This is a genomic window from Zobellia alginiliquefaciens (assembly GCF_029323795.1).
In the GTDB taxonomy this organism is placed as follows: Bacteria; Bacteroidota; Bacteroidia; order Flavobacteriales; family Flavobacteriaceae; genus Zobellia; species Zobellia alginiliquefaciens.
Window position 1 is genome coordinate 66035 of record NZ_CP119758.1, and the last position, 23579, is coordinate 89613.

The 23579-nt window shown below is 37.6% G+C and carries 21 protein-coding genes; 14 read left to right on the forward strand and 7 right to left on the reverse strand.

Annotation, left to right across the window (positions count from 1 at the left end; all coding sequences use genetic code 11):
• Nucleotides 1-37 precede the first annotated feature (37 nt).
• The 7 genes from P0077_RS00335 to P0077_RS00365 all read left to right on the forward strand — a co-directional run bounded on the left by P0077_RS00335 (nucleotide 38) and on the right by P0077_RS00365 (nucleotide 6344).
• Nucleotides 38-1186, forward strand: a complete 1149-nt coding sequence (locus tag P0077_RS00335; RefSeq protein WP_276167194.1) for an ABC transporter substrate-binding protein — start codon at nucleotides 38-40, stop codon at nucleotides 1184-1186.
• On the forward strand, nucleotides 1187-2218 hold the full coding sequence (locus P0077_RS00340) for a FecCD family ABC transporter permease (RefSeq protein ID WP_349292966.1): 1032 nt from the start codon (nucleotides 1187-1189) through the stop codon (nucleotides 2216-2218).
• A gap of 136 nt (nucleotides 2219-2354) precedes the next feature.
• Nucleotides 2355-3230: a 3-keto-disaccharide hydrolase gene (locus P0077_RS00345; protein WP_276167196.1), complete on the forward strand. Its 876-nt coding sequence runs from the start codon at nucleotides 2355-2357 to the stop codon at nucleotides 3228-3230.
• Between the two features lie 93 nt (nucleotides 3231-3323).
• Nucleotides 3324-4025 (forward strand): ABC transporter ATP-binding protein, encoded by a 702-nt coding sequence (locus tag P0077_RS00350; protein ID WP_349292999.1) that lies wholly within the window; start codon nucleotides 3324-3326, stop codon nucleotides 4023-4025.
• 65 nt (nucleotides 4026-4090) lie between these two features.
• The gene (locus P0077_RS00355) at nucleotides 4091-5437 is read left to right on the forward strand and encodes a DNA recombination protein RmuC (RefSeq protein WP_276167197.1); all 1347 of its coding nucleotides are present in this window, start codon (nucleotides 4091-4093) and stop codon (nucleotides 5435-5437) included.
• Nucleotides 5434-5799, forward strand: a complete 366-nt coding sequence (locus tag P0077_RS00360; RefSeq protein ID WP_276167198.1) for a DUF8785 domain-containing protein — start codon at nucleotides 5434-5436, stop codon at nucleotides 5797-5799. Before P0077_RS00355 ends, P0077_RS00360 begins: the two co-directional genes overlap by 4 nt.
• Nucleotides 5799-6344 (forward strand): acyl-CoA thioesterase, encoded by a 546-nt coding sequence (locus P0077_RS00365; protein WP_276167199.1) that lies wholly within the window; start codon nucleotides 5799-5801, stop codon nucleotides 6342-6344. Before P0077_RS00360 ends, P0077_RS00365 begins: the two co-directional genes overlap by 1 nt.
• Here P0077_RS00365 and pgl read toward each other — a convergent pair.
• Both pgl and zwf read right to left on the reverse strand, forming a co-directional pair.
• Complete coding sequence (gene pgl / locus P0077_RS00370; protein ID WP_276167200.1) at nucleotides 6325-7050, reverse strand: 6-phosphogluconolactonase; 726 nt, start codon at nucleotides 7048-7050, stop codon at nucleotides 6325-6327. The genes P0077_RS00365 and pgl overlap by 20 nt on opposite strands.
• Before the next feature lie 55 nt (nucleotides 7051-7105).
• Nucleotides 7106-8638 carry a glucose-6-phosphate dehydrogenase gene (zwf, locus tag P0077_RS00375; RefSeq protein WP_276167201.1) on the reverse strand — a complete coding sequence of 511 codons (1533 nt, stop codon included), beginning with the start codon at nucleotides 8636-8638 and terminating at the stop codon, nucleotides 7106-7108.
• A gap of 172 nt (nucleotides 8639-8810) precedes the next feature.
• On the opposite strand from zwf, the gene gndA reads away from it, so the two are divergent.
• The 4 genes from gndA (at nucleotide 8811) to P0077_RS00395 (ending at nucleotide 14792) form a co-directional block, all read left to right on the forward strand.
• Complete coding sequence (gndA, locus tag P0077_RS00380) at nucleotides 8811-10223, forward strand: NADP-dependent phosphogluconate dehydrogenase (RefSeq protein ID WP_276167202.1); 1413 nt, start codon at nucleotides 8811-8813, stop codon at nucleotides 10221-10223.
• A gap of 262 nt (nucleotides 10224-10485) precedes the next feature.
• Nucleotides 10486-12714 carry a tetratricopeptide repeat-containing hybrid sensor histidine kinase/response regulator gene (locus tag P0077_RS00385; RefSeq protein WP_276167203.1) on the forward strand — a complete coding sequence of 743 codons (2229 nt, stop codon included), beginning with the start codon at nucleotides 10486-10488 and terminating at the stop codon, nucleotides 12712-12714.
• 15 nt (nucleotides 12715-12729) lie between these two features.
• A complete protein-coding gene (locus P0077_RS00390; RefSeq protein WP_276167204.1) occupies nucleotides 12730-13080 on the forward strand; it encodes a GIY-YIG nuclease family protein in 351 nt (116 codons plus the stop codon).
• A gap of 86 nt (nucleotides 13081-13166) precedes the next feature.
• Nucleotides 13167-14792, forward strand: a complete 1626-nt coding sequence (locus P0077_RS00395; protein ID WP_276167205.1) for a long-chain fatty acid--CoA ligase — start codon at nucleotides 13167-13169, stop codon at nucleotides 14790-14792.
• Between the two features lie 57 nt (nucleotides 14793-14849).
• Here the strand turns inward: P0077_RS00395 and carB are convergent, their stop codons facing one another.
• The gene (gene carB, locus P0077_RS00400; RefSeq protein WP_276167206.1) at nucleotides 14850-17705 is read right to left on the reverse strand and encodes a carbamoyl-phosphate synthase large subunit; all 2856 of its coding nucleotides are present in this window, start codon (nucleotides 17703-17705) and stop codon (nucleotides 14850-14852) included.
• Nucleotides 17706-17824: 119 nt separating this feature from the next.
• The gene (rpmH, locus tag P0077_RS00405) at nucleotides 17825-17992 is read right to left on the reverse strand and encodes a 50S ribosomal protein L34 (RefSeq protein WP_072991142.1); all 168 of its coding nucleotides are present in this window, start codon (nucleotides 17990-17992) and stop codon (nucleotides 17825-17827) included.
• 184 nt (nucleotides 17993-18176) lie between these two features.
• Here rpmH and P0077_RS00410 point away from each other — a divergent pair, with 184 nt between their 5' ends.
• Nucleotides 18177-19082 carry a DUF6263 family protein gene (locus tag P0077_RS00410; protein WP_276167207.1) on the forward strand — a complete coding sequence of 302 codons (906 nt, stop codon included), beginning with the start codon at nucleotides 18177-18179 and terminating at the stop codon, nucleotides 19080-19082.
• A 5-nt stretch (nucleotides 19083-19087) separates the two neighbouring features.
• Complete coding sequence (locus P0077_RS00415; RefSeq protein WP_276167208.1) at nucleotides 19088-19603, forward strand: DUF2892 domain-containing protein; 516 nt, start codon at nucleotides 19088-19090, stop codon at nucleotides 19601-19603.
• A gap of 67 nt (nucleotides 19604-19670) precedes the next feature.
• Here P0077_RS00415 and cls read toward each other — a convergent pair whose 3' ends face one another.
• The 3 genes from cls to P0077_RS00430 all read right to left on the reverse strand — a co-directional run bounded on the left by cls (nucleotide 19671) and on the right by P0077_RS00430 (nucleotide 23099).
• Nucleotides 19671-21143 carry a cardiolipin synthase gene (gene cls / locus P0077_RS00420; RefSeq protein WP_276167209.1) on the reverse strand — a complete coding sequence of 491 codons (1473 nt, stop codon included), beginning with the start codon at nucleotides 21141-21143 and terminating at the stop codon, nucleotides 19671-19673.
• Between the two features lie 142 nt (nucleotides 21144-21285).
• Nucleotides 21286-22251, reverse strand: a complete 966-nt coding sequence (locus P0077_RS00425) for a lytic transglycosylase domain-containing protein (protein ID WP_276167210.1) — start codon at nucleotides 22249-22251, stop codon at nucleotides 21286-21288.
• A gap of 185 nt (nucleotides 22252-22436) precedes the next feature.
• Nucleotides 22437-23099, reverse strand: coding sequence for an alpha/beta fold hydrolase (locus tag P0077_RS00430; RefSeq protein WP_276167211.1), 663 nt, complete (start codon nucleotides 23097-23099; stop codon nucleotides 22437-22439).
• 169 nt (nucleotides 23100-23268) lie between these two features.
• On the opposite strand from P0077_RS00430, the gene P0077_RS00435 reads away from it, so the two are divergent.
• The gene (locus P0077_RS00435) at nucleotides 23269-23562 is read left to right on the forward strand and encodes a GNAT family N-acetyltransferase (protein ID WP_276167212.1); all 294 of its coding nucleotides are present in this window, start codon (nucleotides 23269-23271) and stop codon (nucleotides 23560-23562) included.
• The last annotated feature ends 17 nt before the right edge of the window (nucleotides 23563-23579 follow it).

The window sequence follows — 23579 nt, forward strand, 5'->3', positions numbered from 1 at the left end:
CAAAACGAGGCCACACACCTAGTACAAAAACAAACACTTGAAAAACAGCATTTTAATACTTGTATTCTGTCTATTCATCGCTTGCAAGACCGATAAAAAAAATGACTCCCCTTTACAAAGCGCCCCTCCCACAAAAATTGAAATTAACCATGCTAAAGGCTTTTCAATAGAAACAACAAATAACGGCCTAACACTTATTGAAGTGTCATCTGCCTGGCCCGGTGCTACTACTTCCTTTAAATACGCGCTGGTTCCAAAAAACAAAATGGCATCAATAACGCTCAATAAAGAAGAATATGATGCTATTGTTGCAACACCAATAGAACGTTTAATAGTAACCTCCACAACGCATATTCCGTCTCTTGAGGCCTTAGGCGTTACCAATAGTTTGGTAGGTTTCCCCAAGACCTCTTTAATTTCTTCGGAGCATACTCGAAAAAGAATTGATAATGGAGATATTGAAGAACTAGGGAATAATGAAAATCTAAATACGGAAATCGCTATAAGCCTAAGACCTGAAGTTGTTGTAGGTTTTGGTATCAACAATCAAAATAAAGCGTACGAAACGCTTGTACGTTCTAACATTCCTGTGGTTTACAATGGTGATTGGACAGAAGAATCCCCGCTAGGCAAAGCCGAATGGATTAAGTTCTTTGCTCCATTTTACGGTTTGGAGACCAAAGCGGACAGTATTTTTAAGTCTATTGAAAACTCATACGTACAAACAAAAGCCATTGTAAAAGAGGTCACTAAAAAACCTACCGTACTTACCGGAGGTCTATACAAAGACGTGTGGCATGTGGCCGGAGGAAAAAGCTGGATGGCACAATTCCTAAAGGATGCCAAAACGGATTATCTCTGGAAAGAAACGCAAGAAACCGGTGGTCTTAGCCAAAGTTTAGAGACCGTTCTTGCTACGGCACAACATGCGGATTATTGGCTGAACCCTTCTATGCTAACTTCCTACGAAGAGGTTGAAGAAGCTAATAAACACTACACCCAATTTGATGCGTATGAAACCAAAAAGATTTTCTCCAATACTATTTCAAAAGGAGCTACCGGTGGACTACTGTATTATGAATTAGCCCCAATGCGGCCCGATTTAGTTTTAAAAGACCTTATTCATATTTTTCATCCTGAATTGTTACCTGACCATCAACTTTTCTTTTTTAAGCCTTTGGAATAATTGCGAAATCCTAAAACATACCGTTATTCTTTTTTGCTCTTGCTTGCTATTTTAATACTTGCTTTGGCCATTAATATCTGTTTGGGCTCAGTTTCAATACCCTTTTCACAAACGTTACACTCTGTTTTTGGAACTCCTATTGAAAATAGCGCTTGGGAATATATTATTTGGAATTACAGAATCCCCAAAGCTTTCACGGCGGTGTTGGTAGGCGCTGGATTATCTTTAAGTGGACTCCTTATGCAGACCTTGTTCAGAAATCCACTTGCCGGGCCATTTGTACTGGGCATAAGTTCCGGTGCTAGTTTAGGAGCCGCTCTGTTGATTATGGGTTCATCAACACTCACCGCACTATTTGGATTTAGCTTTATAACTGATGTTTCTCTTGCCATAGTCTCCAGTATTGGTAGCTTTTTGGTACTTCTGGCGGTTATAACTGTTGCGTCTAAAGTAAAGGATACTATGGCCCTTTTAATTATTGGACTAATGTTCGGCAGTATTAGTGCCGCAGTGGTAAGTGTTCTTTCTTATTTTACTAATGCCGAAAAACTTCAGCAGTTTGTATACTGGTCATTTGGTAGTGTGGGGAACCTTTCATGGCATCAATTAGGATTATTATTTGCTATTGTTTTTTTGGGAATTCTTCTTGCCGTATTTTCTATAAAACCTTTGAACGCCTTTTTACTAGGAGAGAATTATGCAAAGAGCTTAGGAGTGAACCTTATTCGTTCCCGTTATCAAATTATAATTGCAACAGGCCTATTAGCCGGAGGTATTACTGCCTTTGCCGGTCCTATTGCTTTCATCGGCTTGGCCGTTCCGCATTTAACCCGCCAGATATTCAATACAACGGAACACCGCATATTGGTTCCTGCAGTTCTAATATATGGCGCTATTCTCATGCTCATCTGTGATACCATAGCACAATTACCCAACAGCGCCGAAGTTCTTCCCATAAATGCCATTACCAGTATTTTTGGAGCTCCCGTGGTAATTTGGCTACTAATCAGAAAAAGAAAAATGGTGTTTTAATGAAATCCGTTTTCTTAGAAGCTTTAATTTATACATATCTGACCATATGTTATAGCTTCCATAGTTCTAATTCTATAGTTTTACCAACGGATAAACCGTTTTCCTAATTACATTTTAATAAATCATACCATCCAAGATGAGAACTAAATTAACCTACCTGATTTTACTTTTTGCTTTTACAGCTAATTTCATAAACGCCCAAAAAAACGACCAAGAATGGGAAAACCTATTGGACAAAGACCTTACTAATTGGGATATTTTTATTGGTGTTCCCCACACATCTTTGGACCTAGAAGGATATGAAAAAGGAGATGGCATGCACGGAACGCCAATTGGCCTGAACAAAGACCCTTTAAACATCTTTACAACTACTCAAGAAAACGGAGAAACCATCTTAAATGTAAGCGGTGAGATTTATGGAGGATTAAGCACCAAAAAAGAATATGAAAACTACCATTTAGTCTTTGATATAAAGTGGGGAACCAAAAAATACGAACCACGCCTAAAAGATAAAAGGGACAGCGGTGTACTTTATCATGCGCAAGAACCTCACGGACAATTTTGGAACGTTTGGATGCGTGCCCCTGAAATGCAAGTACAAGAAACCGATTGTGGCGACTTTTTTCCATTGGCAGGTGTAAGCATGGATATCAAAGCTTCAAAAAAGAGCGAGAACGGAAAAGACTTTTGGTTCTATGATCCAAAGGGAGAAATGAGAACTTTTAAGACCGGAGGTGACGGACGCTGTAGAAGAATTGCTAATTTTGAAAATCCACATGGGGAATGGAGCCGTTTAGAGCTTATTTGCATAAATGATAAAGCCTATCATATCGTAAACGGAAAAGTAGTTATGGTGCTTGAAAATGCCAAGGAATACACAAAAGAGGGAATTGCTAAATCACTGACCAAAGGAAAAATTCAATTTCAATCAGAAGCTTGCGAAGTGTATTACAAGAATATTAAAATAAAGAATATCAATAAATTACCAAAAAACATCAAGAAACAACTTTAATCAGAAATCGTCGTCGGTCTTCATAAAAAACATAGTACTCTTTCTGTTGCCAACCTATCTATTGGGTATGGCGAAACGACCATCGCCCAAAATATTAATTTTGATTTAAAACCTGGTGAACTTACCGCCATAGTTGGGATTAATGGAATAGGAAAGTCTACCTTACTACGTACCTTGGGTAACGCCCAAACTAAGCTAGACGGTCGCTTAACCATTAAAAGTAAGCCTATTGAGGCCTACTCACCACAGGACTTATCATCTAAAATAAGCTTGGTGCTCACGGAGCCTATCGCTTCTAAAAACCTCTCCGTAATTGAGTTGGTGGCTTTGGGAAGACAACCCTACACCAATTGGCTAGGCACGCTAACTACGGCTGATAAGCAGAAAATAAAAGATGCGCTCAGCTCCCTAGAGTTGGACGATTTGCAGCATAAAAAATGTTACGAATTGAGTGATGGGCAATTACAACGGGTAATGATCGCTAGAGCCTTGGCCCAAGATACTTCTATTATCCTGTTAGACGAACCTACCACTCATTTAGACCTCTATCACAAAATACAGATATTAAAACTCCTCCGTTCCATTGCCCATACCACTAAAAAGACGGTAGTTTTTACTACTCATGAAATTGAAATGGCCATTCAACTTTGCGATAAAATGGTTTTATTAGATGGGAAAGAAAACAACTTTGGACAACCCTGTGAACTTATTGAACAAAAGGCTTTTGAGTCATTATTTCCTTCCGATACCGTCTCCTTTGAGCCTAAAACCGGTTCTTTTCGAATAAAAAAGTAACCCCTAAGAGATGTTTGGTTTTAACACCAATCTTGTATCTTTACCCCGAACACTTTACTTTACAAATGAACATTTACCTCATCTATTTATTAATTGGGCTCATATGCCTTGCCGTGGGTTATTTCCTCGGGAATTACATTCAAAATTTAAAAACCAAATCCAGTCAAAGTGCGCTAGAAGAACGTGAACAGCAATTGCACTCCAACCTGGTTTTGTTAGAGCAGCGCTTGCGGGATAGTGAAGATCAAAAAATTGGGCTACAGTCCGAAAAAGAACAATTAGGTAATCAAATCGTTCGTTATCAGGCGGATTTAGAAAATCTTCAGCTTAAAAACAGGGAACAGAAAGACGAGGTTGAAAAGCTTCAGGAAAAATTCACCAAAGAATTTGAAAATCTTGCCAATAAAATTTTAGAGGAAAAAAGCTTAAAATTCACGGAGCGTAACGAAAAAAATATCAAGGATATTTTATCTCCCTTAAATGAAAAAATACAGCTGTTCGAGAAAAAAGTAGAAGAAAGTCAGAAAGAGAATATCAGTATACATTCCGCTTTAAAAGAACAACTCCTTAATTTACAGAGTCAAAACCTTAAGATTACCCAAGAAGCCGAAAACCTTACCAAAGCCTTAAAAGGTGATAGTAAAATGCAAGGGAACTGGGGCGAATTGGTATTGGAACGTGTACTTGAAAAATCAGGATTGGAAAAGGATCGTGAGTATACCGTTCAACAAAGTTTCACGAGGGAAGACGGTTCTAGAGTACTCCCGGATGTTATCATCAACCTTCCGGATGGAAAGAAAATGGTTGTAGATTCCAAGGTCTCGCTTACCGATTATGAACGGTTTGTAAACGCGGAAGACGAGTTGCGAGACAAATTCCTAAAAGACCACATCAACTCCTTAAAAAGGCACGTAGATCAACTTTCAGCAAAGAAATACGAAGACCTTTATGCTATGGAGAGTCCAGATTTTGTATTAATGTTTGTTCCCATAGAACCTGCATTTGCCATTGCAATAAACAATGACAACACCCTATATAACAAAGCTTTTGAACAGAATATTGTAATTGTCACTCCTTCAACTTTATTAGCTACTTTACGTACTATAGATAGCATGTGGAACAATGAAAAGCAACAACGTAACGCCATTGAAATAGCAAGACAAGCAGGTGCCCTTTATGATAAGTTTGAAGGTTTTGTAAACGACCTCACTAAAGTGGGCAAGAAAATGGACGAAGCCAAATCTGAATATAAAGGTGCCATGAACAAGCTTGTTGAAGGTCGCGGTAACATAGTAATCAGTATAGAAAAATTGAAAAAAATGGGTGCGAAAGCTAAAAAATCCATTCCAGAACCCATATTAAAACGCGCTCAAGATGATGATTTTGAAAGCGAACTAAATTTAGAACCATGAAAAAATCGCTTTTTATAACCTTGGGCCTTATTGTTGCCCTATTCGGTATCGTTTACGCATTTATATATTTCGTTCCCTATAGTGATGGTATACGCTCTGGCGAGCTTATTAAAATAAGTCATAAGGGAGTTATCATAAAAACCTGGGAAGGTGAAATTAGCCAAGGTATTTCAGGTGCTCAAATTTTTTCCTTTTCTGTGCTGGATAAGGACAAAGAGGTTATTGAAAACCTACAAGAGTACCAAGGGCAATACGTGAAATTACACTACGTTGAACGTTTTGCCACATTCCTTTGGATGGGTGACACCAAGTATTTTGTAACCCAGGTAGAGAAAGAACAATCACCTCATTTTAGAAACTAATGGAAAAATTTAAGAGCGCTAGCGAATCTAGGGTATCGATTACAGAACTAATGTTGCCCTCCCACTCCAATTTTGGCGGTAAGGTACACGGAGGACATATTTTGAACCTTATGGATCAAATTGCTTTTGCATGTGCCTCAAAACATTCGCAAATGTACTGCGTAACCGCTTCCGTAAACCGTGTAGACTTTTTGCACCCGGTAGAAGTAGGTGAACTATTGACATTGCGCGCCTCTATCAATTACACCGGAAGAACATCAATGGTAGTAGGGGTTCGCGTAGAGTCGCAAAACATTACTTCGGGTACTAAAAGGCATTGTAACTCATCTTATTTTACCATGGTTGCCAAAGATGAAAACGGAAAAGGGGTACCCATTCCCGGACTGCTTCTAGAAAACGAACAAGGTGTGAGACGTTTTTCCAGAAGCAAGCAACGCAAAGAAGAGGCATTTTCAAGAGATACCCAGTTTGACTCTTCTCAGTTTAAAATGGAAATGCATTTAGAAAGTCTAACCAACGAAAACGTTAAACTTGACCTTCCGTAATTTTTGCGGCTGCGGCCTTGTCTAAAAACCAAAGTAAATCTCCTGATGCAGGAGCCACTAAATTGGCGGGATACCTATTGTACGCACCTTCACTATTGATTATTTCGCCAACTTTTTCCTCTTTACTAGCGCCTGTTACCAAAAAGGCTACCGTTTTAGATTGATTAATAACATTACCTGTTATTGTAATACGCTTTTGGCCTGATTCTGGGTGAACCGCTACTGAACATAAACTTTCAGATTCCCACAATTCTATTTCATGTGGAAAAATTGATGCGGTATGGCCATCATCTCCCATTCCTAAAATAACCAAATCAAACTGAGGAAAACCGTTCTCGGATGGAAGTTGTTGTTTTAGCACTTCAGCGTAACGTACAGCTTCTTCTGCCGGCTTGTCCTCTCCTTTGATTCTATGAATATTCTCTTCCGGAATATCAATTTTTGACAATAGGTGTTCTACGGTCATTTTATAATTACTCTCATCATCAGTAGGAAGCACACAACGTTCGTCTCCCCAATAAAAATGAACCTGTTTCCAATCTATTCGTGTCCCAAACTCTTTTGCCAGCACATCAAAAACTATTTTTGGCGTGCTTCCACCAGAAAGTGCAACATGAAAAGCTCCGTTTCCATTCGCTTTTTCCACAAAATAGCTTGAAAACTCTTGGGCAACCTCACTTTTATCTTGATATATCTTTAATTCCATATTTTCTTTAAATATAAAGTGCCGCCCATTGTTAGGTACGGCACTTGATTAAATACTAACAAATAACGCAGAAACCTGGGTCATCCGTTAAGCTAGGTCCAGGATTTCTCCATTCACCAATACCATCTATTAATTCATTAGAATTTTCAGGGCCCCAAACACCTGCGGCGTATCCGTACATTCTAACATCTTTTCCTTTTTCCCAATACTTTAAAATTGGATCTACAAACTCCCAAGCTGCCTCAACCTCATCCGCTCTTGCATAAAGCGTAGCATCTCCTTGCATAGCATCTAACAATAAACGCTCATAAGCCTCCATAACATGAGTTTCCGCTAAACTGGAATAGTAAAAATCTAAATTGGCACGTTCCACTTTAAAGCCTTGCCCAGGTACTTTTACTCCAAATTTTATCAATATACCTTCATCTGGTTGTATACGGATAACCAATTTATTATCCTTGCTATCCAGTCCTGTATCCTGAAAAACCTGGTGATGTGGCGTTTTAAAGTGAATAACCACTTCCGTTGCTTTGGTAGGCATTCGCTTAGCGGTACGCACATAGAAAGGCGTATCTTTCCATCTCCAGTTATCTACAAAAAACTTAATTGCTGCATAGGTTTCCGTAGTTGAATCTTTATCTACCCCTTCTTCTTCGCGATACCCTTTTACTTCTTTTCCGTCAATTACGGATTTAGTGTATTGCGCACGAATGGTGTTATCAAACAATTCTTGATCGGTTTTCATCACGCGAAGCGATTTTAACGCTTTTACTTTTTCGTTTCTAATATCCTCTGGAGCATCGCTTATCGGCGGCTCCATAACTATTAAAGAAACAATTTGTAACAAGTGGTTCTGAAACATATCCCGTAGCGCACCAGAAGTATCATAATAACCACCTCTCTTTTCCACTCCAACACTCTCCGCATTGGTAATTTCTACGTGATGGATGTAATTACGGTTCCAAAGCGGCTCAAAAATACTGTTCGCAAAACGCGTTATCAAAAGGTTTTGAACTGTTTCCTTGCCTAAATAGTGGTCAATTCTATAAATCTGATGCTCTTCAAAAAACTTCTGAATACCTTTATTTAATTGTTTAGCGGTATCTAGGCTATAACCAAATGGCTTTTCTACGATCAAGCGTTTCCAGCCATTGTTTTGAGTTCCCATACCTGCATCCGATAATCTTTGAGCTATTGTCTTATACAAAGTAGGAGGTGTAGAAAGGTAATATATAATATTCCCAGATGTTTGGTATTTATTCTTCAGGTCCTCTACCCTCTTTCGCAAACGGCCGTAATCCGTATCATAGCTCCCGCCTAAATCTTCATAGAAGAACTTACTTGCAAAATCCTTTACACGATCATCCTCTAGATTTTCCAACTTATCTTTTAAGTAGCTGCTTTCCAAAACCACTTTATTTCTGAAAGCGCTGTCCGTCATATCGCTCCTACTTGCCCCAAGTACCACAAAATTATCAGGGAGCTGATCTGCCTGGTAAAGATTAAAAAGTGCGGGTACAAGTTTTCTTGCTGTAAGGTCGCCAGAAGCGCCAAATATAACAAGAATCTGATTTTCTGTTTTATTCATAATGAGATGGTGTCCTAATACTATTTAAGGGAACAAAAGTATCGAAAAGATGCAGCAATACCAACGAGTTTACCCTAAGATAACTTCACATTTCAATAAATTGGTTTAATTTTGACCCTATTGATCAAAAGCAATGATTTTTTGGTCATTCTAGTAATTTTAAAATTAGAACATGGAAGAAAAATATGATTTTGGATTGGTAGGCCTCGGTGTAATGGGGCGTAACTTTATATTGAATGTAGCGGATAACGGTTTTTCTGCTTATGGCTATGATTTAGATGCCGAAAAAGTAGCTGCTTTAAAAGAAGAAGGTGGCCATGAAGCCAAGGTGAATGCTACATCCAATATAAAAACTTTTGTCAAGTCTTTGGCGCAACCAAGAAAAATTATGCTTTTGGTTCCTGCAGGTAAAATTGTCGATTCTGTTATTGAGAGTCTTTTGCCACATATTGATAAAGGTGACATTATTATAGATGGAGGAAATTCATTTTTTACAGATACAGATCGTCGTGAATCATACCTGCACGATAAAGGCATTAACTTTTTTGGAGCCGGTGTTTCCGGTGGCGCTAAAGGTGCCCGTTTAGGACCTAGTATTATGCCTGGAGGATCAAAAACTGCTTATCAGCATATAAAACCTATTTTTGAAGCTGTTTCCGCAAAGTATAAAGGTGAGCCTTGTGTTGCTTATTTAGGACCAAAATCATCTGGAAACTACGTAAAAATGGTACACAACGGCATTGAATACGGTTTAATGCAGTTGACGTCTGAAATCTATGACTTGCTTAAAAAAGCTGGTGATTTCTCTAATGACGAGCTTCACACCACATATTCTAAGTGGAACGAAGGCCGTTTACAATCTTTCTTGGTTGAAATTACTTCTAAAATTTTCATTCAGAAAGATGAGCTAAATTTGAGTAAACTAGGTTTGTTAGACCAAATCTCGGATAGGGCAAAACAAAAGGGTACCGGAAAATGGACTAGCCAAAATGCAATGGACTTAGGTATACCTGTTCCTTCTATTGATATTGCCGTAAGTATGCGTGAGATATCTGCATTGAAAAATGAAAGAATAGAAGCGGACAAACTATACGATCGCCCAGAAGTTGAAAAAATTGACAAGGAAGAGTTGGCTAAAATGGCCGAAGAAGCGCTATACTTCTCATTCATTATAACTTATGCTCAAGGACTTCACCAATTGGCAGATGCATCCAAAGAATACAATTACAACTTGAATATTGCTACAATCGCTAAAATCTGGCGTGAAGGTTGTATTATTCGTGCTGGTTTATTGGCCGATATTTCTGAAGCTTTTGAAGCAGACCAAAACTTACCGAACCTTTTACTTTCAAATCAATTTATAGATAAGGTTCAAAGCACGGTAGGCTCAGCAAGAAAATTAGTCGCCCATGCTGCCAAAAACGGTATTCCGTTACCTGGACTTTCAAATTCGCTTACCTATTTTGATGCTTACACCTCTAGCAGGTTGCCATTAAATTTGATCCAAGCGCAAAGAGATTTCTTTGGTTCGCACACTTATGAACGATTGGACCAAGAAGGTATTTTTCATACGGAATGGGAATAGACATCAAGTTTTAAATACATCGGTTTTCATTAATTGATAACCTAAGATTAACAAAGGTCGGCGTGGATAACGCCGGCCTTTGTTCTTTTAATCAAGCGCATATTCGGGGCACTCCTACTCTCTTTAAATTTCGGTACGGACGCCAAGCAAGTGCCATCCATCGATCTATCGCCAACTTCATAATCTATTGTAAAGTAAATTCTTATATTAGCCTGTTAATAAGGTCATTCCCCGCAATTTTATATTGGCCCATAATGTTTTCATGAGTATATTAAGACCATTCGTATTTGTTTTATTTCTTTCCCACCTAACCACTGTCCTCGCACAAAACACAACGGATTGGCAGCGAGATACGTTAGAATCATACGTGAACAGGTCCAACGACGCTTACGATCAATACAATTATAAGGAAGCTATAAAATATGCCTCTATACTCATAGAAAAAGGTCATGAGTATAATTATGATTATTATGAATTTTTAGGATATGACATATTAGGTGGAATATATTCCGAAACCGAAGACACTGTAAAAGGCAAAATTTATTCTAAGAAAGCCTTAGAATTAGCAAGGTCCACAGAATCCGATAGCCTTATAGCATGGGGAGCTTTAAATTTGGGGATTCTTTATTCCGAAAATGAGCAGACCTATGCCAAAGCCATAAAATATTTTAAAGAAAGTATAGAGCTAAACGAAAAAAACCAAGATTATGACGAGGTTTATCTAACCTATATCAACTTAATATGGACCTATCTGGAAAACAACCAAATTGATGATGCCCATACTTTTCTAAAAAAAGCAGAGGCTCTATCTGAGAAAAAGATAGATTCAATTGATAAACTATATATGGATCTGCTATATGGTAAATATTATCTAGCAAGGAAAAAATATGATGCCGCCGCTGAAAAATTAGAAAAAATTGCTTCCACGGCAGATGAAAACGACAATACGGATTTAGCCATTGAAGCTTACGAGGATTTATCCAAACTTTACAGTGAAACCGATGACTTTAGAAAAGCGTTTGCCAATTTAGACAAGCATAACCAATTTAAACAAAAGGCATATACGTTAAAAAAACTGGAAGAGACGGAAAAGGCCATGGCAAAATTTAATTTGGAACAAGCCCACAAGGACCTCCAATCCGCTTTAAAAGAGCAAGCCTATTCAGAGGAATTAATTTCTAAATCAAAATCGCTCACCACAGCTCTTGTTGTAGCCATTGTAATACTTGTTTTCACCCTTATAGGTATAATCGTCTTCTTCAAAACAAGAAGGCAGTATATCAAAAATCTAAGATTAAAAAATAAGGAACTTAGTATCGCCAACGAAAAGGCAGAAAAACTATCCAAAGTAAAAACTAAATTCCTTTCAACTGTCAGTCACGAATTAAGAACACCTCTCTACGGCGTAATTGGTATTTCTACATTATTAAAAGAAGATGAAAAGTTAAAGGGTTATGCAGACGACCTCAATTCCTTAAAGTTTTCTGCGGATTATTTACTCGCTCTCATCAACGATGTTCTTTTGCTGAGCAAAATGGATGCAGAAGCCATTACTTTATCAAAAACGCCATACGAATTGGATACCCTCATCCAAAACATTGTTCGTTCTTTTGAATTTACACTACAAAAAAACAGCAATAAGTTACATGTACATATAGATGAAAAACTGCCCAATCAACTTATTGGTGACCCTATAAGGCTATCTCAAATACTTATCAACTTAGTGGGCAACGCTATTAAATTTACCGAGAAGGGAAATATTTGGTTGGAGCTAAACTTAATTGAGACGGTTGGAAACGGAACCTACAGAACAAAATTCAGTATAAAAGATGATGGCCCTGGCATACCTAAAAATATGCAGAAAGAAATCTTTAATGAGTTTACACAAATTGAAAATAAAAACTACAGCTACACAGGAACAGGCCTTGGTCTTACTATCGTTAAAAAAATTCTTGATATTTATGGAAGTGAAATAAAGCTGAAGAGCGAGCCTAACAAAGGGGCGGAATTCAGTTTTGTACTCACCATAAAGGAACACAACAAAAAAAGCGAAGAAGAACCTCAGCAAAGCGCTATTTTAAATACTTCCGAATCTTCTGAAAATGGACAAGCTAGACATGTTCTCATTGTTGATGACAATAAGATAAACCAAAAGGTAACTCAGAAAACATTAGAAAAACATCACATTCAATCAAGTTTGGCCGATGATGGCGCACAAGCCGTAGCACTCTGTAAATCCAATACTTACGATTTGATTCTTATGGATATAAACATGCCAAACATAAATGGAATGGAAGCGACGAAGATGATTAGACAATTCAACAAAGACATTCCCATTATTGCGCTAACAGCGGTTGAGTTGGATGAAGGAAGAAAAGAAATACTAAATTCCGGTATGGATGATATTATCCACAAACCTTACAACCTTCCCGAATTTTTAAATACCATTTTTAAACACCTCCCTAAAGAAGAAATGGATTTATCACATTAACATATCCTTTTCAAAATGGCCAAAGTTGAATATCATATTTACGTTATAGAGCTTTCTAAAAAAGTTTTTACGGAAAACAGGCGTTTCCGTGAAGCCAACCCACAATTTAATGGGGTCTTGGAATGCCTGTACGTTGGCATGACCAGCAAAACCCCAAAGGAGCGCTTTGAACAACATAAAAAAGGTTACAGAAATAAAAAAGGGCACAACCTTTCCTCCAGCATCGTAAAAAAATATGGCTCCTACTTAAGGCCGAGCCTATACAACCATATTAAACCGCTAAACAATAGAACGGATGCTTTAAAGATGGAAGAAATTTTAGCTTTAGAACTGCGCCGAAAGCGATATGCTGTGTGGTTTAACTAAGTACCATTACCCTTTCTACTGATTCATTTCAAAATTAGTAACTTTAGAGAAGTACTTCTCAACGCTTAATATCTCAACCAAAACTTATGGAAGGATTGATAATGGATTACCCACTGACCACTACCACCATTCTTGAATATGGAAACAGTGCTTTTAATTACAAAAAAATAATCAGTCATTTACCAAGCGGAACTAGGCACGAATATACTTTTGGCGACCTCTATAAACGTTGTAAAAAATTAGCGAGCGCACTTACCAATAAACTAGGCGTTACCAAAGGTGATATGGTGGGTACTTTTGCGTGGAACCACTACCAGCATGTTGAGCTGTACTACGGTATCCCAAGTATAGGTGGTATTTGCCACACTATAAACATTAGGCTTTCTTCTCAACAAATTGAATTTATAATCAACCACTCAGAAGACAAGGTAATTTTTATTGATGCCTCATTAGTTCCACTGATGGAAAAAATAGCACATAAACTAGAAACCGTAGAACACTATGTTATTATAAATGGATCGGAACTCTTCAGTACTACCCTAAGAAATACAATTCACTATGAAGATTTACTGGAGGACGAACCCGAAGAATTCGAGTGGCCAGAACTAAATGAAAATGATGCTTGCAGCATGTGCTATACTAGTGGTACTACAGGTTTACCAAAAGGTGTTCTTTACACTCACCGATCTACATATCTACATGCACTAACCATATCCACACCAAATGCGGCCAACTACAGCAGCACGGATATAGTACTGCTTATTGTACCCCAATTTCACGTTATGGCCTGGGGATATCCCTACCTATGTCTGATTACCGGATCGGATATGGTCTTACCCTCTTCCAATCTACAGCCAGAAGTAATTATTTCAATTTTACAGAAAGAGAAAGTTACAAAAGCCAATGGCGTTCCTACCATATGGATGGGTGTTTATGATGCGCTAAAGAAAAATCCTCCCAGACCTAAGTTAAAGCTAGAAGAATACTTAGTAGGCGGATCTGCTCTTCCTGCAAGTTTAATAAAAGGCATGGAAGATGATTTTGGTATAAAAGGCGTACAAGCTTGGGGAATGACAGAAACCTCACCCTTGGGTACCGTAAGCCGGTTACAACCCCATCACCAAAGCCTTTCTAGGGAAGAAAAACTAAAAATACGCGCTAAACAAGGTATTGAATTCCCAGGGATTCAAATGCGCGTTATTGGGAATGATGGCTCCGTAACCGAGCGAGATGGAAAAAGTATGGGAGAATTACAAGTGAAAGGTGCTTGGGTGATTAAATCCTACTTTAAAACCAACAATAGAGATAATTTTACCGATGATGGATGGTTTAGAACAGGAGATGTAAGCACAATTGACAATGACGGCTTCATGCACATTACGGACCGAACGAAAGACCTGATAAAAAGTGGAGGTGAATGGATATCTAGTGTTGCCTTAGAATCTGCATTAATGGCCCATCCCAAAATAAAAGAAGCTGCCGTAATTGCTATTCCCGATGAAAAATGGGCGGAAAGACCTTTGGCTATCCTAGTTTTAAACATAAAAAACGAAACACCCACGGATGAAGAGCTTAAAAATTTCCTAAGTAATGAATTTGCCAACTACCAAATTCCTGACAAATTTGTGTGTGTTTCTCAAGTACCACGCACCAGTGTAGGCAAATTTGACAAGAAAGAAATACGACGACTTTATGCCCTTGGAAAATTATAAAAAAAAGCTCGTAACAAATTCATTGTCACGAGCTTTTTTACATTTTAACCTGAACTATTATTTGCTCAGATACATCTTTCTTCTAGCGTAAAGATTATAGAAATCATCATCTTTTAAGCTATCAATAAAAAGAATACTCTCTCCTGTGCTCTTCATTTCAGGTCCTAAATTCTTATTTACGTTCGGGAACTTATTAAAAGAAAAGACCGGTTGTTTTATTGCAAAACCATTTAGCTCTGGTTTAAAATCAAAATCTTTTACTTTTTTATCACCTAACATAACCTTAGTTGCATAGTTCACATAAGGTTCCTTATAAGCCTTAGCTATAAACGGAACTGTTCTAGACGCCCTAGGGTTGGCTTCAATGATATAGACCATATCATCTTTTATTGCAAACTGAATATTAATAAGACCTACCGTATTCAATGCCAAGGCAATTTTTTTGGTGTGGTCTTTTATCTGTTGCATTACAAACTCACCTAGGTTGAACGGTGGCAAGGTTGCATTAGAATCTCCCGAGTGAATTCCACAAGGTTCAATATGTTCCATTATACCAATAATGTATACATCTTCACCATCACAAATGGCATCGGCCTCTGCTTCAATTGCACCATCTAAGTAATGGTCCAACAACAATTTGTTATTCGGTATTTTTCTAAGAAGGTCCACTACATGCGACTCCAATTCCTCCTTATTAATCACAATCTTCATTCCCTGACCTCCCAAAACATAAGATGGTCTTACTAGTAACGGAAAGTCCAATTCATCAGCAAGTGTTAAAGCCTCATCTGCGGTTTCCGCAATACCATACTTTGGAAAAGGAATATCGTTTTGTTTCAGCATTTCAGAGAAACTACCCCTGTCTTCAGCTAAATCCAACGCTTCAAAACTAGTTCCTATAATTTTGATTCCGTATTTAGATAGTTTTTCAGCTAATTTTAAAGCGGTCTGTCCGCCCAACTGAACAATAACACCTTCTGGTTTCTCATGACGGATAATATCATAGATATGCTCCCAAAAAACCGGTTCAAAATATAATTTATCGGCCGTATCAAAATCGGTTGAAACCGTTTCTGGGTTACAGTTGATCATAATGGTTTCATAACCACATTCCGCAGCAGCAAGTACACCGTGCACACAACAATAATCAAACTCAATTCCTTGTCCAATTCTATTTGGCCCGGAACCAAGAACTACAATCTTTTTACGATCCGTAACAATACTGTCGTTCTCAACGTAACGTGTGCCATCCGGCTTTTCTATCTCCGCTTCAAAAGTAGAATAGTAGTACGGTGTCATGGCTTTAAACTCCGCAGCACAGGTATCAACCAGTTTGTAAACCCTGTTGATATTCATTTCCTCGGTTCGCTTCTTATGCACCTCACTCTCATAACAATCTAGCATGTGAGCAATTTGTCTGTCGGCAAAACCTTTTTGCTTCGCTTCCAACATTAAGTCTTTGGTAAGCGTCGCTATTGTATAGGTAGAAATTTCTTTCTCCAATAAATGCAGCTCTTCGTACTGTTTTAAGAACCACATATCAATTTTGGTAATATCATGGATTCTACTCAACGGAATACCTAATTGAATAGCGTCATAAATAACAAAAACACGATCCCAACTCGGTATCGTCAGTTTTTGAATAATCTGATCATAATTATTATAACCTTTGCCATCTGCACCTAACCCATTTCTTTTTATCTCAAGAGATTGAGTGGCCTTGTGCAACGCTTCTTGGAACGAACGTCCAATACCCATAACCTCACCCACGGATTTCATCTGAAGTCCTAAAGTACGGTCAGAACCTTCAAATTTATCAAAGTTCCATCTAGGTATTTTTACAATTACATAATCAAGAGTTGGTTCGAACAATGCCGATGTTGACTTTGTAATTTGATTTTCCAATTCATCCAAACGGTAGCCGATCGCCAATTTTGTTGCAACTTTAGCAATAGGGTATCCGGTTGCTTTTGATGCCAATGCCGAAGAACGTGAAACTCTTGGGTTAATCTCAATGGCAATGATTTCTTCATCATCATCCGGACTCACAGCGAACTGAACGTTACATCCTCCTGCAAAATCACCAATACTACGCATCATATGAATGGCCATATCACGCATTTTCTGATACGTTCTATCGGACAAGGTCATTGCTGGGGCCACAGTTATTGAATCTCCGGTATGAATACCCATTGGATCCATATTCTCTATAGCACAAATAATAACAACGTTATCGTTATTATCACGCAACAATTCCAACTCATACTCCTTCCAACCCATCAAGGCCTTATCTATCATTACTTCATGAATTGGGGAAATCTCCAACCCACGACTCAGCAATTCATCAAAGTCCTCTGGTTTATATACTATTGCCGCACCAGCACCTCCTAAAGTATAAGATGCTCTAATTACCAATGGAAAGCCAAACTCCTGAGCTATTTCTTTTCCTTTTAAGAATGATGTAGCCGTAGCCTGTGGCGCCATCCCAACACCAATTTTAAGCATCAACTCACGGAACTGCTCACGATCCTCGGTAATGTTGATTGCATCAATATCAACACCTATTAGATCAACCCCAAAATCTTTCCAAATTCCTTTTTCATCTGCCTCTATACATAAGTTAAGAGCAGTCTGCCCACCCATAGTTGGCAATACCGCATCAATTTGAGGATGTTCTTTTAGTATTTCAATAATTGACTTGGTAGTCAACGGTTTTAAATACACGTGATCAGCCATTGATGGATCCGTCATTATAGTAGCCGGATTACTATTTATCAATATAGTCTCAATACCATCTTCACGTAATGAACGTAAAGATTGAGAACCTGCATAATCAAACTCACAAGCTTGACCTATAACAATGGGACCGGAGCCGATCAGTAGTATGGATTTTAAATCTTTTCTTTTTGGCATTCGTTGTATTCTTTAAATCTTTGGCTATAAATTGTTACAAATATCAGTACAAATCTGACATAAAAAAAGGTGTTACTTATAAAAAGCAACACCTATATATTTCTAAAAAAATAATATCATTATTTTTTATGTCTCGGTTCAGAGGATACAGAAAGTTTTTTTCTTCCTTTAGCTCTTCTACGAGCTAAAACTTTTCTTCCATTTACGGACGCCATACGCTCCCTAAATCCATGTTTATTTCTTCTCTTTCTTTTTGAAGGCTGATATGTTCTTTTCTGTCCGGGCATTGTATTATCCTTTTCTTTGTGTGATCAAATTTGCGAAACCGCTCGCTAAAACTGGGCGCAAATATACAAAGACTTTTCTCTCTGACAAATACATTTTGAAAAATATTTTTATTGAATGCCTGCCGCCTAGCGATTGGTTTTTATTACTTTTGCCAAAATCGGATTTTAGCAACAAAATCAATCTATGAGAAACTTTTTGAGCATTCTTTTCATTGTTCTATCAAGTACCGTTTCTTTAGCTCAGACGCAACTTGAATACAAATTGAAGAAAAATGCCATCTTCACGGTAAAGCAAAATGCTGAACAAATCATTACGCAAGAGTTAGATGGAGCGTCACACATACTTACCAATAAAATTGATGGTGTATTAGAGTTTAAAGTACTAGAAGTAAGAGATACCACGTATATGATAGCTCTTAAATTTAAAGACTTAAACCTTAATATGACGTCTAGTATACAAGGTGAATTGATGGATGTGCATGCGCAAGAAGTAAACGAAAACGACATGCAATCCCAGATTTTCAATAGTCTACTGAACAGACCCGTGAATATCACCCTTGCAAAAACCGGAGATATTCTAGAAGTAAAAGGAGGCGATAGTCTTGTTGCAAAAATGGCACAAGCATCCGGTCTTGAAGACGAGTTTTCTTTAAATATGATGAAAAAATCCTTGCAGAAAGAATTTGGGTCAGAAGCGCTATCCAATAGCTACAAGCAAATGACATTTATTTACCCTACTAAAAAAGTAAAAGTAGCGGATACCTGGAAAAACACGTATTCAGGAAAATTGCAAGCCAACAATACCTGGACCTTAAAAGGAATTACTGCGGATACGGCAAATGTTACGGGAACAGCGGAGGTAACTATGGATGTAACCGAAGCCGCAACAACTATGAAGCTCAAAGGCTCTCAACAAACAAATATCATTACGAATGCCGCAACCGGCTTTATCAAAAAAATGACGGTAAAAGGGGTTTCTAAGGGATCATCTACCATGACTCAAATGGGAGACCAAGAAATTCCTACTACCATAAAGTCTTCCATTACGTACGAACTCATTTCTAATTTAAACGAACCGATCAACAATTAATACACATGTTCAACAAAAATCTTAAACTGGTCATTGCAGGACTAATTATAGCTTACGCCATATATCAATTCATTGAAGGTAATATTGGTAACGGAATCTTTTTAATTCTTTTATCCCTAATTTTTATTTTTCTTTATTTCAGAAATGAAATTATCCTACTGGCTTTCCTTCGCATGAGAAAGCAAGATTTAGAGGGAACCCAAAAATGGCTCAGTAAAATTAAAAACCCTGAAGCAGCCTTAACCACAAAGCAGCAAGGTTACTACAATTACCTACATGGTATCATTCACTCTCAAAAGAACCTTACCCAAGCTGAGAAGTATTTTAAAAAAGCTTTGAAATTAGGTCTCACCATGGACTATGACATTGCGATGGCTAAATTAAGTCTAGCAGGTATTGCCATGCAAAAAAGAAGAAAGAGAGAAGCTACAACCCTTCTACAAGAAGCCAAAAAACTGGATAAGAGCAACATGCTTACCGATCAAATAAAAATGATGCAGCAGCAGATGAAGAAAATCTAGACCATTAGTTATTAATGGTTAGCGAAGTAGCCAAACATTCTCTTACATCTAAAATCATTTTGACAGTTTACAGCAAGGGCGCCCACAGGCGACTGAAGGACTCTTTCAGTTTTCTTACTATTCCTCGATCTTTCCATCGTTCCAAATCAACTTCCTCGCACTCTTTCAAGTCATCAAGAAAGATTGCCGCAAGCTCATTATTGACGGCTTTATTGTATAGCATTGCGTTTATCTCAAAGTTTATGGAAAAGCTTCTATAGTCTAAATTGGCCGTACCCACGGTTGAAAATTGATTATCGATAACCATGGTTTTAGCATGAATAAAACCTTTACAATACCTGTAAATTTTAATACCGGATTCCAAGCAGTATTCAATATATGAATCTCCTGCATATTGTGCAGCCCAAGAATCCGATTCATATGGAATTATTATCCTAACATCTAACCCACTTCTAGCAGCTGTTGCTAGAGCCGTTAAAATTGCATCATTAGGCATAAAATAAGGCGAGGTAATATAAATACGCTCATTAGCACTGCTAATGGCGCAAAATATAGCCTCCATAATATTGGCCCAATCCGTATCCGGACCACTGGCCGCAATCTGCACGGCAACAGGTCTCTCCGTTTCCGGTTTGTTCTCCGGAAAAAACGATTCTTCTATTTTAATCTCATCATTAGAAGCAAAATTCCAGTTCAATAAAAACGAAGACTGCAAAGATCCTACTGCCCCACCCTGAATTCTTAAATGCGTGTCACGCCAATAACGAGGGTTTTTATAGCTATTGTCATAGCGTTGTGCCAGGTTTATTCCGCCCACATACCCGGTTACTCCATCAACAACAACAATCTTTCTGTGATCCCTATAATTCAGCTTACCCGTGGAGTTTGAAAAAAGAACGGGCATAAAAGCATAGTGTTCTATTCCGGATTTGGTCATTTTGCGTTTAACCGAGTTTGAAATCTTACTACCCACATCATCATATACCAATCTTACCTTAACACCTGCTTCAGCCTTTTCCCTTAGTATATTAATCAACTTACTACCAAGCTCATCATCAAATAGAACAAAATATTCCATGTGAATATACTTTTCTGCTCCGCTTAGATCTTCAAACAAGCGTTTAAATTTTTCTTCGCCGTTTATTAGTATTTCTACGTTATTTTCAAAAGTAAGAACGGCTTTCTCGTTGTTTTTCAACAACTTATAAATCTTAAAGATATCTTCACCATACTTTTCTTCAAAATCCTCAGTTTCACTATGGTCTAATTTAAAATTAGAGCGCCATTCTTGTATGGTCTGATTGTCCAGAAAATATTTTTTTTCGAAAATTTTAGATTTTCGGTAATCCTGTCCAAATAAATAATATACCACCAAACCAAAAAATGGCAATATGGCAAGAGCAAAAAGAAAAGAAAGTGTCTTTACCGGATTCTTATTTTTTAAAAGAATAAAAAAGGAGAGTATAACAACCAGTATATAGTTAATGGATAAAAGAATTAACCATAGGTTGTCATTGAAAAAATGTACTGCTGTATCCATCTTTGTGGTTGTTGAGCAGACCTAAAGATAGTCTATCTCAAGTTGGTACCAAAAGATGAGAAATAAGGCGAAAAAAAATGACCTCAATACAGTTTTTACATAACTGCATTGAGGCCGAATCCTTTTACTCTATTGTTATTTTTTACTTGCCTATTCTGTAATATCCCTTATTAGGGATCTCTACTGTATATTTTTTACGAGAGCTGTTGTTTAAATGCGCTTCTCTAAGCCAAGGGTTGTGTCTCTTTAATATTTTGTAATTGATTTCATACTGTTGGGCAAAATCTGCAAAACTCAATACAGGTTCATCAATCTCAACTTTAAAAGTAGGGACAGCTTGGTACATATCTTTTTTATCGATATCAAAACCATATTTTTCCGGGTGACTTAAAATTTCTTTTATAGCCATGATACGGAAAACATATCTTCCGGTCTCCTGCCCTAGCAAAAGGTCATAATAATCACTTACCTGCTGAATGCCTAAATATTTATTGATAGCGCCTGCTCCTGCGTTATACGAAGCAGCGGTCAACGTCCAACTTCCATATCTTTTATAATTTCTATTTAAATACTCACAAGCAACTTCTGTGGCTTTTTCCAAGTTGTAACGTTCATCTACATTTCTGTTTACCTCTAAGCCATGCTCTTGCCCAGTAGCTTTCATTATCTGCCAAAACCCAGCGGCACCGGCATGGGAAACCACATTTTGAAGTCCGCTTTCAGCAACGGCCAAATATTTAAAATCATCCGGGATACCATTTTTTGCTAAAATTGGCTCTATAATAGGAAAATACATATTTGCTCTTTTAATTAACAATACAGCATTTGACTGCCAATAAGTGTTAACTAAAAACTCACGATCAATACGCTCCATAACCTCTGGATCATCTTGTGGCACAGCCTCTCCGGCAAAACTTAAATCCTCTGGTATCTCTATTGCAGAAATGCGATACCCTTCCGCAACGTTTTTATCTATTTCCCTCTTTTCGTTTTCGGTAACATCAGCATCGCCCTTAGCAGGTTCCACATTACTCTGTACGGCAAATATCAAAGTGCTCACAACAAAAAAGACGCCCAAAAGCATCAATACATTCTTTAAAATCTTCATTTTTTGGTATTGTACGGTTTATTCAAAGTTAGTAAACTCTTTCCTAATTTTTCTACACTAAATGCACTCAAATGTCGCTTTAACTTAAATAAGTAAAACTTAACAAAAAAATATCCGCATTAAAAATAGATACTGAACACACAATTCATGTAAAAGGAATAAACGAGCCCTTTACTACAACTCAATTATTGCAAAATAATTGTGGGCAAATGCTCGTTAAACCATCTAGCACGATGGATTATCATGGTATGTGTTCCGTTTTTAACAGTAATACAGTCCTTAATATTACCGATAGGAAAAACAACATCTTTCTCTCCATGTATATGAACCAATCCTGGGATTGTTTCAACTCGTTTCCAATTAACAATTTGGTTAATGGACCAATCTATATAGTATTTATCCCTTATGGACAAATATTCCTCATAAAGTGCAAGGCGTTTATTTACGGTCTCTCCAAAAGCATACTTTGCCAGAAGCTCTACATTATTAACAAGACCCGTAGGCAAAATTTTATGTATACGGGTATACTTAGCAAAGACCATACGCTTAGGCAGCTCAGAAGCATCTTTAACACTGGAGACTACTATAACTTTTCTAAAAGATTTAAACCTAGCCATTTCCTGAACTAGCATACCTCCAAAGGAAACCCCTACTAAAACCGCATTCTCATGATGAATATTTTCGTTCATCTTTTTGGCATATTCCTCTAGTGACATATTCTTCCGCGGCACGAACCACTCCAAAAGATGTTGTGCAAATTTTTCCTCAGGTAGAGCAATATGTCTAAAGATAGATGGGTTAGCTGCCATTCCCGGCATAAAATAGATATGAATTCTAGAATCACTCATAATTACTACACACAGGAATTGTTAGGAAATTAACATTATTTTCACTACTTTTGCTGTCGACTTTGGGGGAATTCCATTGTTTATACAAATCTGAGCAAAAGTATACAAAATTACGATTTGAGAACACCGTGATTTTCTTACCTCTTGCCGTCATCTAAAATCAAACTATATGAATGAAGTAGAAATTATTGACAACAGTTTCTTGCGTCAATTCGAAACAAAGGTTGAAGGTATTTTAGCCAAGATCGAGTATTCTTCGCAAGAACGCAAAGTATTTCTAACAAAATTAGTAGTGCCTGAAGAAATCACCAAAGAAGGTTTCAAAGAAGATTTTATCAAGTCCGTTCTTAACCACATTCAGGAGCAGAATCTTAGAGTAGTCCCTACGAGTCCACAAATTGCCGGTTTTTTACGCAAAAACAGACAGTACAAAGAGATGTTGCCCGTAGGCATTAGAATCTAACGAAATTTCAGAGTTTT